The 15344-nt window shown below is 46.0% G+C and carries 11 protein-coding genes and 1 pseudogene; 6 read left to right on the forward strand and 6 right to left on the reverse strand.

The genetic code is table 11. The features are described 5' to 3' along the window. Nucleotides 1-83: 83 nt before the first annotated feature. On the reverse strand, nucleotides 84-662 hold the full coding sequence (locus QUB56_RS18210; protein ID WP_332957031.1) for a hypothetical protein: 579 nt from the start codon (nucleotides 660-662) through the stop codon (nucleotides 84-86). Nucleotides 663-1023: 361 nt separating this feature from the next. On the opposite strand from QUB56_RS18210, the gene QUB56_RS18215 reads away from it, so the two are divergent. Beyond that, complete coding sequence (locus QUB56_RS18215) at nucleotides 1024-1356, forward strand: DUF565 domain-containing protein (protein ID WP_332957032.1); 333 nt, start codon at nucleotides 1024-1026, stop codon at nucleotides 1354-1356. Nucleotides 1357-1369: 13 nt separating this feature from the next. Here the strand turns inward: QUB56_RS18215 and QUB56_RS18220 are convergent, their stop codons facing one another. Beyond that, nucleotides 1370-2803: a transposase gene (locus tag QUB56_RS18220; protein ID WP_332957033.1), complete on the reverse strand. Its 1434-nt coding sequence runs from the start codon at nucleotides 2801-2803 to the stop codon at nucleotides 1370-1372. Between the two features lie 75 nt (nucleotides 2804-2878). On the opposite strand from QUB56_RS18220, the pseudogene tnpA reads away from it, so the two are divergent. Together tnpA and QUB56_RS18230 are read left to right on the forward strand one after the other, a co-directional pair. After that, a pseudogene (gene tnpA / locus QUB56_RS18225) lies at nucleotides 2879-3295 on the forward strand (IS200/IS605 family transposase). 224 nt (nucleotides 3296-3519) lie between these two features. After that, nucleotides 3520-4656 (forward strand): glycerate kinase, encoded by a 1137-nt coding sequence (locus QUB56_RS18230; RefSeq protein ID WP_332957034.1) that lies wholly within the window; start codon nucleotides 3520-3522, stop codon nucleotides 4654-4656. Nucleotides 4657-4996: 340 nt separating this feature from the next. Here QUB56_RS18230 and QUB56_RS18235 read toward each other — a convergent pair whose 3' ends face one another. Further along, complete coding sequence (locus QUB56_RS18235; RefSeq protein ID WP_332957035.1) at nucleotides 4997-5362, reverse strand: hypothetical protein; 366 nt, start codon at nucleotides 5360-5362, stop codon at nucleotides 4997-4999. Nucleotides 5363-5689: 327 nt separating this feature from the next. Between QUB56_RS18235 and QUB56_RS18240 the strand changes: the two genes are divergently transcribed. Beyond that, nucleotides 5690-6217 (forward strand): orange carotenoid protein N-terminal domain-containing protein, encoded by a 528-nt coding sequence (locus QUB56_RS18240; protein ID WP_332957036.1) that lies wholly within the window; start codon nucleotides 5690-5692, stop codon nucleotides 6215-6217. 517 nt (nucleotides 6218-6734) lie between these two features. Here the strand turns inward: QUB56_RS18240 and QUB56_RS18245 are convergent. Further along, complete coding sequence (locus QUB56_RS18245; protein WP_332957037.1) at nucleotides 6735-8600, reverse strand: ATP-binding protein; 1866 nt, start codon at nucleotides 8598-8600, stop codon at nucleotides 6735-6737. Nucleotides 8601-8998: 398 nt separating this feature from the next. On the opposite strand from QUB56_RS18245, the gene QUB56_RS18250 reads away from it, so the two are divergent. Together QUB56_RS18250 and QUB56_RS18255 are read left to right on the forward strand one after the other, a co-directional pair. Then, the gene (locus QUB56_RS18250; RefSeq protein WP_332957038.1) at nucleotides 8999-9721 is read left to right on the forward strand and encodes a response regulator transcription factor; all 723 of its coding nucleotides are present in this window, start codon (nucleotides 8999-9001) and stop codon (nucleotides 9719-9721) included. 439 nt (nucleotides 9722-10160) lie between these two features. After that, nucleotides 10161-11813, forward strand: a complete 1653-nt coding sequence (locus QUB56_RS18255) for an alpha-amylase family glycosyl hydrolase (protein ID WP_332957040.1) — start codon at nucleotides 10161-10163, stop codon at nucleotides 11811-11813. 19 nt (nucleotides 11814-11832) lie between these two features. On the opposite strand, the gene QUB56_RS18260 is transcribed toward QUB56_RS18255, so the two are convergent. After that, nucleotides 11833-12018 carry a hypothetical protein gene (locus tag QUB56_RS18260; RefSeq protein WP_332957043.1) on the reverse strand — a complete coding sequence of 62 codons (186 nt, stop codon included), beginning with the start codon at nucleotides 12016-12018 and terminating at the stop codon, nucleotides 11833-11835. Nucleotides 12019-12556: 538 nt separating this feature from the next. After that, entirely contained in the window at nucleotides 12557-15202 is a 2646-nt protein-coding gene (locus tag QUB56_RS18265; protein ID WP_332957044.1) for an EAL domain-containing protein, read from the reverse strand. Nucleotides 15203-15344: the final 142 nt, after the last annotated feature.

A 15344-nucleotide genomic window follows, 5' to 3' on the forward strand; every position in this document is an offset into this window, starting at 1 on the left:
AACCTCCCACAGCGGCACCATTCTCAACAAGACCGGATCGATCGGCTTTCTCGACCAAAATCTCGGAACCTCCTGCTAAGGGTTCAAGGCTGCAAAATTAATTGCCATTCTCTGGCTGTGCTGTTCCAAGCGGGCGAGGCTGTCTCCCCGGCCACGTAAGGTCCCCAGTAGCGGCGAGAACCATCCTGAGCAAAAACAACCAAAATATCTCCCTTTTTGACTTGTAACTTGCCCTCCGGCAGCGATAGCATCAGTCCCTTGCCGCCGCCTTCCCCCGGCGCAAAATCCCAGTGTGCCGGTTTGCCGTAGGATTTCTCGGCCTGCCGTTTCGACAGCAGGGCCACTCGCACTGGGTGTTCGCTGCGGTTGCTGACGCGCAGACTGCCGGTGGCTTTAGTATTTGCAGGGATTGAGGAAAGCAATTCCTCCTCTGATTCTGGGAGGGTTGGTGTTGAGTCGGGTTTGGGCTCGTTAGCGGTGTCTGCCGAAGCTGTCGCGACTGGGGAAACGGGGGGTGTTGGGGGGAGTGCGGTGGCTGGGGAGGGCAAATCGCTCGGCAAATTTGAACCGTTGGAGATAGTGATTTCAAAACGTCCTAGAAACATTCCTGTAATTAGGACGATCGACACTCCAATTACGAGCTGGTAAATGTTAAGTTTCATAAATTTTACGCTTAAAGGATAGACTGCACGCCCAATTAGTCTTAACTATTTTTAATGTAGAACCCGGGGCTGCTGTGCCACAAGATACAGTTACACTTAATTACTTGACCGTTCTCGGCGATAAGTCGGCGATCGTTCCATACCATTTTAGATGTTAAATTTTAGATTTTAGATTGCTACATACTGAGCCCGGTAAAGATTTGGAGTTTGTCTGAACCGGCATTTTTTGACTCATCGGTATAACTTTTAATACCCGTTTAAAAAAAGAATGCAACTATAGGCAGACGATCCAAACCCCAACACTCATTACTCATTCCCAATCTCAAATCTCAAATCTAGAATCTCAAATTGTATAACTTTTATGCAGAATACCCGAATTAACAGATTGATTGATGTTCTGGGCGATCGATTCCGAGGCTGGCTGAGCAATCCTTGGCGGCGGATTTCCCTCCTGCTAATTAGTCTGCTATTCGGCACTTTTTTAGGAACAGCTATTTCGACGATCGCCGGACAATCTGCTGATTGGGATATTGTAGCCGCTGGGCTGTTGGTGTTGTTGACGGAGTTCGTGAGCTGGCTGGTTTACGGCGCCCCGCGGCCTGTAGCCCGTTCTTTTTGGGTGGAGATGCTCAATGCTCTGAAAATTGGCCTGACTTACAATTTATTTGTGGAGGCCTTCAAACTAGGCTCGTGAACGAACCTGACGGTCAAGGTCGTACCGTTAGACCGCAGGCTTCTTTTTCCTTTTTTGCAAAGGCTTTGTTGAGTGACGAAGTTCCCCCGCCACTTTCATGATTTAGACCAATCTTCTTTATAAGTTTGGCTGAATTTTCATCTCTATCCAAAGATTCTCCACATTGACAATAATGCCATCGATCCGACAATTCTTTCGATACTTTATTGAGGCAATTCCAGCAATGTTGAGAAGTCCCTTTCGGCTCAACAAATAAAACGCTTTTACCCAATTTCCAAGCAACGTATTTGAGGACAGTAGCGAATTGACCGTGAGCAGCATCAAGCATTGATTTATTCAAACCACTTTTAGCTGATTGACCATTTGGTAAATAAACCAAGTTGCCATTGTCAATATCGCTCTTGACGTTGGCACGTCTGGTCAGATTCTTGATACTCAAATCTTCAACAACTAAAACGGCACATTTGCCAAATAGCTCATGTGCCGTTTTAAACTGAAAATCAAGTCTAGCTCTAGCTACGAATTGGTGAAGTTTAGAAATCTTGCCCTTGATAATTTTCCAAGGTTTAGAACCCTTAGCTCTATTAGCGAGTTTCGCTTGAAGTCTTGCTAATTTGTCAGCAGACTTCCTCAAGAATCTAGGATTCTCAACCCTTTCACCATTAGAAAGGTAAACGTAATTAGTGATTCCCAAATCAATACCAAGAGTATTTTCGTCAGTCGGTTGAATTTCTGCAACCGTTACGGGAACCGTTTTATCTTCTAGCGTTAGGGAAATATACCACCCATCTGCTTCTCTGATAACTGTTCCAGTCTTAACCTTGAATCCTGTCGGTATTGGGCGATGGAAAACCATCGGCACTTGACCTATTTTTGTGAGGTTAATGCAAATTCTATTTTGCTCATTCTTAATAATATCAAGATTATTTAATTGAGGATAAGTGAAAGATTTGTAGTAGTGAAACCCTTTGAACTTGGGTTTACCTCTACGATTACCGTTTTTATCGGGCGTAGTAAAGTTTGAAAAGGAAGTTTCCACTCTGTTAACTACATCCTGCAAAACTTGGGAATCCAAAACTTGGTAATCAGGAAATAGTTTTTTGGTGTTTTTTAGGTCAGCTAACTGTAGAGTTTGCCATTGTACATAACCACCTTCAATATTTGAGAAAACATCACCTTTCCTAGTTAAAGGATTGCCTGAGTCATCCTTTTTCCTGCCATCCCTAGTTTGCGTTCTGGTTAAGGGAATGTTTTGATAGATTTCCTCAACAGGAACTATAGAAACAGTTAAAGGGCAGGCGTTGATAGGTGTTCTTGTGGATTCCCACCATCTAAATCTTTCACCTAGTCGGTAGTTATATTGTCGGCGACAGAGTTCTAGATGAGCCGCAATCGTTGTCAGTTGGGCTTTTGTGGGTGTGAGGCGGTATTTGTATGTGAGTTGCATCAGAAACTTTCTTTTTTCGACCTTTGCACAGTTTAGTTGGTGTATGCCAAAAATGCAACACCGATAAAAAGAAATATGAAAAAGGATTTTGTATTAAGCGCTCGATCGTTTCAGACCTCAAGGCTCATCTAGTTTTGTGTACCAAATATAGACGTAAGGTGTTCAATGCCCAGATGCTGGCCTTTCCTCAAGGAAATATTCGCCGATCGGGCGTGAAAAATGGTCGGGTTCGCCTCATAGAGTTTAATGGTGAAGAAGACCATATCCACTTACTATTTCAGTATTATCCGCAGATGGATTTGTCAAATTTCGTAAATAATATCAAGTCTGTGGCAAGCCGCCGACGAGCGAAGCGAATTTCCTGAAAGAGTGAATGAGTTTTATCGCTCATATGTTCTATGGAGTAGTTCCTATTTCATTGCATCTTGTGGAGGTGTTACTATTTCAACGCTTAGAAAGTACATTAAAAATCAGGATGCTCCCGAAGTCTAATTGTCGGGTTCGCCAACCTCCGACCGACGCGCCTTTCATCCCTGCGGTGATTTATTCGGGGTACTTCCCGCTAGCGCTCCGATACTCCCCTCTAAATACACGCCGGGGACTTCCCGGCTGTTAGTTAAAAACTTTTTGAATCGGGGCGGGTTTAGGATGAAATATTTGTCAGTTGCGGATAGTATTTGTACAAAACCCGCCCCCGCTTATAGAGTTTTTAGGATATGGCTCGATCGACTGTAACCCCTGTTGACATTTTACACCGGTGGCAAGCGGGCGATCGCCCGATCGCTCGCGACCTCGAGCACCTGGCTTTTTGGGAACTTGCCTCGGATGTGCGATCGCGCGCTTTTGGCATTACTCCCGACAATGCAGCCGATGTTGTCCGCTGCAAAACCGATTTATTCTTTTCTCTTCTTGACGACCTGCCTACTTTGCCGCTAAAGTCAAATATTTTTCTCGAAACTTTGTGGAATCTTTGGCTGCCGCTGGCCATGCAATTATCGACTGAAAAACAAAGTTTAAACCGTCCTTTAATTCAAGGAATTTTAGGAGGGCAAGGAACGGGAAAAACTACTTTATGCCAAGTTTTAAGGCTGATCCTGGGAAAATTGGGATATTCTACTGTCAGCCTTTCTTTAGACGATCTTTACAAAACTTATGCCGATCGCCAACAACTCCAAAAAGCCGACCCGCGTTTAATTTGGCGCGGCCCCCCCGGCACTCACGATATTGACTTGGGAATCTCCGTTTTAGACAAGTTGCGCCTTTCTCAAACTCGCGAATTAGCAGCAGTTGACAGTCCCAAATCTGATGCCCTAAAACCGGATATAATTAATAATATAGAAATTCCCAGGTTTGACAAATCTGCCTGCGGAGGTGCAGGAGATAGAAGTCAACCCGAAATTGTTTCCGGTGCGGATATTGTACTTTTTGAAGGTTGGTTTGTCGGCGTCAATCCGGTGGTTGATGCCAAATTGAACGAGTTTTTGGCGGGTGCACCGTTTCCGATTTCCACAGAGGCCGACTGTCAGTTTGCGCGCGATATGAATGCGAAGCTGCACGACTATCTGCCGCTGTGGAACCGATTAGATCGGTTGATGGTTTTGTATCCCCAAGATTATCGCATTTCTCAAGTCTGGCGCAATCAGGCGGAACAGGAAATGATGGCGGCGGGGAAGTCGGGAATGTCAGAAGCCGAAATTAATCGGTTTGTCGAATATTTCTGGAAAGCGCTGCATCCCGAGTTATTTATTAAGTCGATGGTGGAGGGCGATCGGGTGGATTTAGTAATTGAAATTATGAGCGATCGCACTGTCGGCAAAATTTGTCGGGCGATCGACTTAAAATTAAGCGATTAGGGAGTGTTAAAATTAACGCTTTAAGGACACAACAATTAACGCTTTAAGGACACAACAATGTTGTGTCCCTACGGTATGGCAGCTTATCCTGTACTCATATCATGTCCGGTCGATTACCCGACCTCAGGTAGGGACGGGTTCACCAACAAGATCGGCCAACAATCTCCAATCTCAAAAACCCGCCCGGCCGGGATATTACGATCAATCGATCGGACATGATATCAATTGAGAATTCAGGACTTATGCAAAAAGTGGTTTGACGCGCGAATTATAGGGGTAAGGTTCGCCACAAACACCCTACAATACAGAGGTTTTGTATCGATGAGGGAGAATTTCTAAATTAAGTGCCGGGAGTACCAAGATCGATCGCTTTCTGGATCAAATCGTCGGTAACTTCGCCCGGTGTACCTGCGGGGTTAAGATCCTGAGCCATCGAACGAAAAGCATCGGGATTGCCGCTTGAATCTGCAGGCATTGGGATATCTGTAGGAGCGGGAATATCAAATTTAGGTGCAGTTGCAGCGGCGGCAGCTTCCGCGCCGGCACCCGTGCGATCGATATCACTAACGCTGAATTCTTTTGAAGCTTCGTAGTCTGCTGATACATCAACGGTCGGCAACTTTTGTTCTCCAGCTTCCGCGCTTTCAACGATCTGATCCGCATCAAAGCTTTGAGTGTCTTTTGGTTCTGTATTTATTTCCGACATAGCCGACTCCTTGCTAGTTTTATTTAACAATTCACTTTCTCAATCTTTACTTAAATTCCACACCTTTTCATCTACCCGCAGATGTATCTTTGGCTTCTATCTTAAGGATGATTTATTCTAGGATAGCGGCTCAAGATTACACCATTTTCTGAAAATAATGCAACTTTAGGCAAGCTCCCAACCCATACATATTCAGCCATTCCCTATTGTTGAATCTCAAATCTCAAATCTCAAATCTCAAATCGTATTACCTCTCGGGGATGGTGACTTGCACTTACAAATCTTGATATTTATATATTCTGGAAACATTTTTAAGGAATTTGATTTATGAACTCACCCGCCGCCACTAATCCTCACTCTCTCTCCAATGAGACTCAAAACATCCTTCAGACAATCAACGGGTTGGGTACAGATGAAAAACTGGCGCTGCTCTACTTTGTTTATGAAAAAATGGGAGATTCAATTACACCAGCCGCTCCCGCCGCCGCCGAACCACAATTAGCTCCCATGCTGCTCGATGATTTTTACAAGCTTTCCCATGACCAACAACTGAATATAATGCGAGGTATTGTCAACCGCGACGACACGCCCTATTCTCACGCTTACGGAGCTTTAACTGCTAACAATCAGTTGCTCGTTTGGTATGCTTGGGCTATTGGTATGGGGGAAAGAATTGTCGATATCCCCGAAGGATATGAGGCAACAGAGGCTGTCAATGGCGTGTTGGGTCAAATTGAAGGTCTTGAGTTTGAACAGCAAATTTCGGTGCTGCGCGACGTAGCTAATAATATGGGCTACACCGATGTTAAACCAATTGCTACTCAGGACGAAGTAGGGAAAACTTCTAGTCTTTAGATAAGACTCGGCGGTTCAAACCGCTGATGAGAGTCAAACTTTCGTCCTAGCAGAGAGGGACTCAAGAATAAAGGACTTACGCAAAACCTCTATATGTAGGGTGCACTACCCCAGATCGCCTTACCGCTATAAGTAACACGTCATATCATTTCCGGTTACACCGGAATGATGTTGACTGTTGACTGTTGACTGTTGACGGGCGGGTCGAAAAACTGAATGGTTGAGTGTTAACTGTTGACTCGATTTTATTATTCCGATGCAACCGGAAACGATATCAAACCATTTTTTAGCCTTAGTCCTGTTTATGCTTTGTGGTCCTGGACTCACGGGTGACCAGAAACCAGGTTTTTTAACAAAAAGACCTGGTTACAGCCCGCACCCAAGGTAAAAAACCCGGTTTCTTGATTCCGAGTGCGATCGCAAACTGCTGAGCGTGTCAAGCGAGAGGGACGAAAGTTTTTGTAGGAGCGGTTTTAACCGCCCCTTCTGATAAATAAATATATAAAAATATTTGCAGTCAGGACTGCAGTTTTTCAGGGTTAATTTTTCGCGGCAAGTCTATCCGAAATGTCGAACCTTTTTTGGGTTGACTTTCGACCGTAATTGTGCCGTTCATCATTTTGACTAAAGAGGCACTAATCGCTAGCCCTAAACCGGTGCCTGGATATTGCCGGGTTATGCTTTGGTCGGCTTGATGGAATTTGTCGAAAATGTGGTGTTGTTCGGTTGGACAGATGCCGATTCCTGTATCCCGAACGGTGATAATTAGCCGATCGCCATTTAATTCCCGCGCCTCAATGGAAATGCTGCCCCGATGCGTGAATTTAACCGCGTTGGAAATGAGATTGACCAACACTTGCCGCAGGCGCAATTTGTCATTAACTATAAGCTGATTCTCCAAGCACACGCTGACAAGCATTGCCACATTCTTGTCGGTGGCTTGATTTGTGAATTCGAGGGCGACATCCATTACTAAATGCCCTAAATCAAATTCTTCAGTTTCTAATTCTGTGCGGCCGTTCTCGATTTTGGAGAGGTCGAGGATATCCTTAATCAGCACTAGCAGGTTTTTGCCGTTACGTAAAATGCGCCCCACCATCTCTGTTTGCTGGCCGGTCAGCAGTTGTTTGTGCTGGCGCAGCAGCAATTGGGAAAAGCCGATAATCCCATTCATGGGAGTTAGCAATTCGTGGGACATGGTGTCCAAAAAGTGCGATTTTAACTTTGCTGCTTCTAGCAGTTGCAATTTTTGCTGTTGAATGCGCCGGCCCTGCTTTTCCAGTTCTTCCTGCTGGCGAATTAGCAGCTCGTTTTGCAACTCTAAAAGCTGTTCCTGCTTTTTTAATTTTTCGATCGCCCGCGCGCTGTTAATCGCGATCGCAGCTTGTTTTCCCATCACCGCCAGCAGTTGCTGAGTTTGGGCGTCAATAGCAGTGCTGTCTTTCCCGTTGCCTATCGCCAACACGCCCAAACGCCCGCTTTCCCCCGACTCGATCGCCGCAGCACAGGCCGCCGCCGGCAGCCAGCCGTCACCGCAGTTCGACCGCCACAGTACAGACTCTCCCGTCGCAAATGCTTTCCACAGCAGCTTGTTTTGCACGTGCGGGGTTTGGCCGGCAAAGTTTTCCGCGCCCCCGACAGCGCTGAGTTTCAGGCCCCTGCAATCGTACTCCTGGAGAGCAACTAGACAAAATTCAGCTCCTGCGATCGCCTCCACAGTCGCGTCCGCGATCGCTTGCAACACCTCGCACAAGTTACCCGCGCGCTGGCTCAACACATTTATAAATCGATCGAGCGCCTGCAAATCCTGCCCAGCGTGCATTACCGTCCGGGCTTGGCACAAATTTTCTGCTCTCAAGTTAGCTTCCGAGCGCCCTTGATGGCGCCCAAATTCTGGTTCTGCTTGGGGCGAGGTTTGAGTTTGTTTGATCGTTTCCATATCTATGTAGGTTCCCACCCACTCCAAAACTTCGTGACTGTCGGGGTTAGCGGGCGCTCCTCTTGCCAGGTTCCAGCGGTAAGAGCCCTCTCGCGTCTGCAGACGAAATAGAATTTCGTAACTTTCCGGCGGGAACTCTGAAGTGCGCGGTGGCGCCAAAAGACGAGCGCGGTCTTCAGGGTGGACGCGCGCCAAATAGCCGAAACCCAAACCTGCTGTTGCTGCTACCCCCGTATACTCCTCCCAGCGCTTACATAAATAAGTCGCCCAGCCGTCGGCATTTGCTTTCCAAACTATGTCAGGAATTACCGACCACACGCGATCGTCCTGAGTTTCGCCGTCGCCAACTTGCTGTAGGGGGGGTGTTATTTCACATACTTTGTGTAATATTTCCGCGTCGGAAAACTCCGAGCGAAAAGAGTTATTGCCGTGGTAGTGAGTCATAACAGGTTTTATCAATAAGCATTGAACTTGAGCCCTAACACCGGCTAAAGACTCGTGCTGCTAGCTTTATTGATTTTGACGACCCAAGTGCATCAAAATTTTTTATACTTTAAATCTATCGGGGTAGTGGTATCTTTACCTCTATCAAGGGGCGGACAATGGCATAATTCAGTTAAACTGTTGAAACATTGAGAGCTTACCTGTCCCGTTCCGACTCGTGCAGGCGATCGCCGCCAAATAACTTGAAAATTAACTTGCTTTCTTGGCGGCTGCATGAGTATGCTTAAAAATGATGTGCGGGCTGTCAAACCCTAAATCAGGAGACATTCTCAAATTTACTCAGTTAGGCTGAGTCAATTGACGATATTTTTAAAGTTTACTGGACTATTGGAAAAAAGATGAGTAAAATTCGCGTTGCTTTGATAGAAGACCACGATCTGACAAGAGTCGGCATCCGCACAGCTTTACAACAGCGTGACACCATAGAAGTTGTCGGCGATGCCGCTAACGCTACAGACGGATTGAAACTGCTTCAGTCTTCAAAACCTGACGTGGCAATTGTAGACATTGGCTTGCCGGATTTTGACGGCATTGAACTGACACAAAAGTTCAAAAAATCAGTGGTACCGGAGTCCGATCCGGATACGAAAATTTTGATTTTGACTTTTCAGGACAATGAAGAAGAAGTTCTAGCAGCTTTTGCCGCCGGAGCTGACTCTTACTGTATGAAAGATATCAGCTTCGATCAGTTGTTGGATGTAGTAAAAGTAACTCACGAAGGTAACTCTTGGATCGATCCGGCGATCGCCCGCATCGTCCTCAAACAAGCTCGCACTAAAGAGTCGGCACCGGAAGAACCGAAGGCTGAGGGCAAAAGAGTCACAATTAAGGCTGCCGAACCCGAGTTCAGTCACATCATAGAGACTTACCCTTTAACCGAGCGGGAATTAGAGGTTTTGGAACTCATCGTGCAGGGTTACAGCAATGCTGCAATCGCCGAAAAGCTCTACATTACTGTCGGTACAGTCAAGACTCACGTCCGCAATATTCTCAACAAGCTGTGCGCTGATGACCGCACTCAAGCGGCCGTTCTCGCCCTGCGTTCTGGCTTGGTTGGATGAAGCCTTATCATCAGGCAAAATCAAGTTAAAAGTAGGGTGCGCAGTGCGCACCTTACCGCCGCTCATGTAGGGTGCGCCATAAGCACCCGCAGGCGAATTGTTTTATTTAAAAAAATGCTATAGTTTAAGCTTGCATCTATCCCAGTGCAGATATTTTAAATAACTTTTTTATAAACAAATCAACCTTAAGATAGATGCCAAATACTTGTCCTGTTACTAAAAGTTATGGTTGAGCAATAACAAGTTAGAGAAATTCCGATCGCACTGCCGATATTGCGCCATTTCACTTCATAAAATACAGCGGCTGGGCAAGATTACCATTCTTGTAGGAATAGTTAAGCCTTAAAGAAATTATATCTGCAGAGTGATGCCTGAGTTCGCTTAAATTTGCGAGATTAAAAGCATCAACTGCTACTGAAATATCCTAGAAAGAGGTACTATGGCCGCTCCAATTGAATTCAAGTTATTTGCTCCCTACAACAAAGGAGCTGCCTTGATTGGCTCTTTTTCTAATTGGGAAGACATCCCGATGGAAAAAGACGAAGAAGGTTATTTTCGCACGCAAGTTGAGTTGGAGGATGGCGTTTATCAATACAAATTTCGCGTTCAGTCGAAAAGCTGGTTTGTGGAACCGGATCAGTGGGTAGATGTGGTCGATCCCTACGCGACTGACATCGACGATCCCACTCAAAACGGCCTTGTTCGGATCAAAGACGGCTCGCGCATTATCGATACCTACGTCTGGAAACACGACGACAAACCGCTGCCGGCCGATCGGGAATTAGTGATTTATGAAATGCACGTTGCCGACTTTTCCGGCGGCGAAGCCGATCCCCTGGCCCGCGGCAAATACAAGCACGTCGTCGAAAAACTCGATTACCTAGTCGAACTCGGCATCAACGCGATCGAACTCATGCCCCTCAAAGAATACCCAGGCGACTACAGTTGGGGCTACAACCCCCGCTATTTCTTCGCTGCCGAGTCCAGCTACGGAACCACAGAAGAACTCAAAAACCTGATAGACGAGTGTCACGGCCGCGGCATTCGCGTCATCATCGACGGGATTTACAACCACTCGGAAGCATCGAGCCCCCTCACTCAAATCGATCACGATTATTGGTATCACCACGAACCCCGCGATCCAGACAACAATTGGGGTCCAGAATTTAACTACGAATTCTACGACGAAAACTTAGGAACTTTCCCCGCACGCAGATTTGCTGGCGATACAGTCCGCTTCTGGATTCAAGAATATCATCTCGACGGCATTCGTTTCGACGCGGCGCGACAAATTGCCAACTACGATTTTATGCACTGGGTAGTTCAAGAAGCCAAAAATGCCGCCGGCCCCAAACCGTTTTATACCGTTGCCGAATACATTCCCGACAATCCCAGCATCACGAATCTAGACGGGCCGATGGACGGCTGCTGGCACGACAGTTTCTATCACTGCATCGTTCCACAACTGTGCGGCGACTTTTTTGATTTAGAACAGCTAAAAGATGTGATTGACTGCAAGCGGCAAGGTTACTTGGGTGCTACGAATGTAGTGAATTATCTGACCAATCACGACCACGATCGTCTTTTTGCCGAATTGGGTTCGTGCGGGATTTTGGATGAAGCAGCATTCAAGCGAGCGAAGTTGGGCGCGGTGGTGTTAATGACAGCAGTTGGCGTGCCGCTGATTTGGATGGGCGAAGAATTTGGCGAATACAAAGCCAAAACAATCGAGCAAGCTAAAATTGACTGGACGCTGCTAGGAAATGACATGAATAAAGGTTTGTGGGAATACTACAAAGGCTTGATTCACCTGCGAAAAAATAACCAAGCACTTTACACAGAAAACATCGAGTTTTTCCACGAAGACCCCGAGTCGAAAGTTTTTGCTTACACTCGCTGGAACGATGAAGGTTCGAGAGTTGTAGTAGTGGCGAATTGGTCGGAAAATTATCTAGCTGGTTACAGCGTTCCCCACTTCCCCGAAAACGGAACTTGGCACGAATGGACCGGGAATTATGATATTGAATCCGGCGATAACAATATTATGATCGACTTGCCCGAATACGAAGCAAAAGTGTTTGTTTGGCAGTAAGCTGTCCTATCAATTCCGGCTACACCGTCCGCATTGTTGACTGTTGACTGATGGCTGTTGACTGTTGACTGATGACTGATGACTGTTGAGAGTTGACTGTTGACTGTGTTGTTTGACATCCAGGCTCTACCTGATAAGGCAGAGAAAGGAGGCTGTGCCTCCAATTTTCGTCCGCAATTGAGGCTCTTCCTCGCTTATATCGCATAGCGAGGCTCGACCTCGAAGTTCAATCTCAAATCTAAAATCTAAAATCTAAAATCGATTGACTGTTGACTGTGAGTCAAAACAATGAAAATTGCGCGAATTATTGGTTGGCAGCTTGATTCGAATTTACTTCCGACTTTTGAAGCAAGGATTTGATATCATTCCGGCGCAGCCGGAATTGATATCGGGTCTCGAAAGCACTGATTTGCAATTCAAAAATATGAGGACTTAAGTCCTCGCTACAAAAAAAACAGTTTGTAGTAAGGACTTTAGGTTTTTCTGAATTCGCCTAAACTTCGAGACCGGATGTCCTCACTACAAAGTTATAAGGGTTATTTGACAGGTTTTTATCTATAGCAACCGCCAAGATGGTTAGGACATTCTTAATCGCTGAAACCCTTGCTATTACTGCTTTTTCCTTCTTCCTTCTTCCTTCTTCCTTCTTCCTTCTTCCTTCTTCCTTCTTCCTTCTTCCTTCTTCCTTCCGCTATAATTTACAACTCAAAACAAAAAGTCTTGTGTGTTCCGCTTCCTGATTGTTAATTTAAACTACTTATTTTCCCTGGTTGATTTTCCCGACACAATTGGGTTATAGCCGCCGCCGGTATTGGTTTGCTAAACAAGTAACCCTGACCCATATCGCACTGATGCGACTGCAAAAATGCCAACTGTTCTGCTGTTTCCACTCCCTCAGCAATCACTTGTAAATTCAGGCCCTGTCCCAAGGAGATCGCCAGTTTCACAATAGTAGCACCGCTGCTGCCGTTCACTAAATCGGCCACGAAGGATTTGTCTATTTTTAAATTATTGAGCGGAAAGCTTTTCAGAGACCACAGCGAAGAATAACCGGTGCCAAAATCGTCCAGAGAAATTTTAATTCCCATTTCCTGCAACTGCTGCAATACCGACACCGTAAAACTCACATCGGTCATCGCCAGGCTCTCGGTAATTTCTATTTCTAAATACTCGGGATTTAACTTGGTCTCTGATAAAATTTCAGCGATGGTTTGTACCATGTTAGGTTGCAGAAACTGCCGGGCTGATAGATTCACAGATATCCGCATCGGCGGCAATCCCAGTAACTGCCACGCTCGATTTTGCAAGCAAGCTGTCCGCATCACCCATTCGTCCATTTGGCAGATTAATCCTGTTTCCTCAGCTAAGGGAATAAATCGATCGGGAGAAATCAAACCGCGTTCGGGATGCTGCCAGCGAATCAGAGCTTCCATGCCGACTATTTGGCTGGTATTTAAGTTTATTTGCGGTTGATAGTGCAGCACAAACTCGGATTTTTTCAGAGCTTTGTAAAGATGATTTTCTAAGTTAAGATCCTCGGAGACTTTACTGCCGATCGCCCGCGTATAAAACTGATAATTATTCCGACCTTTCTGTTTAGCTTTGTACATCGCAGCATCAGCATTTTTCAGCAAAGTTTCTGCATCTTCTCCGTCGTAAGGAGCCAAAGCAATTCCCAAGCTCGCCTTAGTATAAAGTTCTCGACCATCAAAATCAAAAGGAGCGCTTAAACTCTGGATAATTTGCTGGCAAATCTTAGCTGCTTCCTCAGGGCTGTTGATATTGTACAGCAGTACCGTAAATTCATCCCCGCCCCAACGGGCAATCGAATCCCCCGCGCGCAAACACTTAGTCAAACGCCGAGAGACACCTTGCAGCAACAAGTCGCCCACTGGGTGTCCGAGAGTATCGTTAACATTTTTAAATCTATCCAAATCTAGAAAAATCACCGCCAGCATTTCTGCGTTTTGGTGAGCGCTAGCTAAAGCTAAAGACAGCCTTTCATTAAATAGCAATTTATTAGCTAAACCCGTTAATTGGTCGTGAGAAGCTTGATGTCGGATCATCGCCTCGACGCGCCTCTGCATTGCAGCCATGTACAGGTGAGTTCCTAAAGATTTTGCTAGCTTCTGTTCCTCGCTGCTCCACTTTTTTGTCTCGCCGGTTTTGATTTCTTTCCAAGCGGCAAAGGACTGTCGGGGACGATCGCTCCGGGTGTCGTCACTGCAACGGCCCGCCCACACAATTTCGGTTTCTATAGGGCTGCGAAAAATGGTGAGACAGCCGATGCACTGTTGGCCGTATTGCAGCGGTATTGCCAAAAACGAGCGAATGGAAGCATCCAGAAAATTTGCAGATAAAGATTTGAGTTGAGGTTCTTTAGAAATATCGGAAATCGCGTACAAGTGGGGTACGATTAAACTGGAAATATTTTTGTCAATTGAAGTGTAATGCTGGGAATATACATTTTCATAAACACCTAATTGGCTGGTATCAGGAGTTTTTGCTCGATCGTCTTGGTTTGCCAACCCCATGATTTGCTGCCAAAACGGGCTGAGTTCAAGGTTGAGATCCGCGGGCTGCTGACCGCAGGTATAAAGTAAAGCCGGCATATCGCCAAACTCGGCTGCAATGTACAGTCGCCCTCCCGAACCATCCAAATGCTTGACTGTTTGTTGGAGAACTGCTTGCCGAATTTCGTTTACTTCCAGAGGAGAATGCAGCAAACTGGTAATTTGGTTGACAACGGCTTCGTCGCGCGCTTGCTGTCGAGCTTGACTCAGCAGAAAGGATTGGGCGATCGCAATTGAAAGTTGATCCACAAGCAACTGCACCATTTTCAATTCTCTAGCGCTAAACCGTTTCGGTTGGCTGTGGTGACAGGCCAACAGCCCCCAAAGCTGATTTTGATGCAAAATCGGCATTGTCAGAGAAGAACGGGCCCCCATAGCCTTCAGATATTCAGCGTGACAGGGGTCTACAGGACCATAGCTAATATCTTCAACTGGTAAAGTTTTGCCGGTTTCGACACAATCTAAGCGATTAATTGTTTGATGCTTCAATTCCACATCTACAATCACTCGCTGCCGCGCTTTGAGAAACATTTCCCGGGCACTATTGGGAATGTCGCCTGGTGGAAAGCGCAAACCGAGCAAAGATGACAAGTTGTCGCCGTTGATGGACTCAGCAATGACCTCGCCGCTACCGTCGGCCTCAAAGCGATAAACTTTTACCCGATCGCTCCCTAAAAAACTGCGGATTTCTCGGGTGGTTGTCGTCAAAATCTCTTGCAATTCTAAAGAGTTGCGGATGCGATTGGTAATTCGATTCAGTAAAATCTCTTGTTCTAGAGTCGATTGTGACATTTGTCTAACTTTTGTGCGGGGCATCCCTTTTGATCTCTAGGGCTGTTGACACCATTTTTGCGACCCACAGTCTTAACTCGCCCTGTATTATAGCTGGTAAAACTATAGTCATTTATTGCAATGACATGGGAGGCGTCAGCCCTCCCCTTTCTGTTTTACTTTGAGC

The organism is Microcoleus sp. AR_TQ3_B6, assembly GCF_036702785.1.
Lineage (GTDB): Bacteria > Cyanobacteriota > Cyanobacteriia > Cyanobacteriales > Microcoleaceae > Microcoleus.

Bases quoted from the DNA above. Each gene is read 5' to 3' on its own strand.
- QUB56_RS18250 (WP_332957038.1), top strand. From the start codon at position 8,999: ATGAGTAAAATTCGCGTTGCTTTGATAGAAGACCACGATCTGACAAGA.
- QUB56_RS18220 (WP_332957033.1), bottom strand. From the start codon at position 2,803: ATGCAACTCACATACAAATACCGCCTCACACCCACAAAAGCCCAACTG.
- QUB56_RS18260 (WP_332957043.1), bottom strand. From the start codon at position 12,018: ATGCGATATAAGCGAGGAAGAGCCTCAATTGCGGACGAAAATTGGAGG.
- QUB56_RS18235 (WP_332957035.1), bottom strand. From the start codon at position 5,362: ATGTCGGAAATAAATACAGAACCAAAAGACACTCAAAGCTTTGATGCG.
- QUB56_RS18215 (WP_332957032.1), top strand. From the start codon at position 1,024: ATGCAGAATACCCGAATTAACAGATTGATTGATGTTCTGGGCGATCGA.
- QUB56_RS18230 (WP_332957034.1), top strand. From the start codon at position 3,520: ATGGCTCGATCGACTGTAACCCCTGTTGACATTTTACACCGGTGGCAA.
- QUB56_RS18245 (WP_332957037.1), bottom strand. From the start codon at position 8,600: ATGACTCACTACCACGGCAATAACTCTTTTCGCTCGGAGTTTTCCGAC.
- QUB56_RS18255 (WP_332957040.1), top strand. From the start codon at position 10,161: ATGGCCGCTCCAATTGAATTCAAGTTATTTGCTCCCTACAACAAAGGA.
- QUB56_RS18265 (WP_332957044.1), bottom strand. From the start codon at position 15,202: ATGCCCCGCACAAAAGTTAGACAAATGTCACAATCGACTCTAGAACAA.
- QUB56_RS18210 (WP_332957031.1), bottom strand. From the start codon at position 662: ATGAAACTTAACATTTACCAGCTCGTAATTGGAGTGTCGATCGTCCTA.
- QUB56_RS18240 (WP_332957036.1), top strand. From the start codon at position 5,690: ATGAACTCACCCGCCGCCACTAATCCTCACTCTCTCTCCAATGAGACT.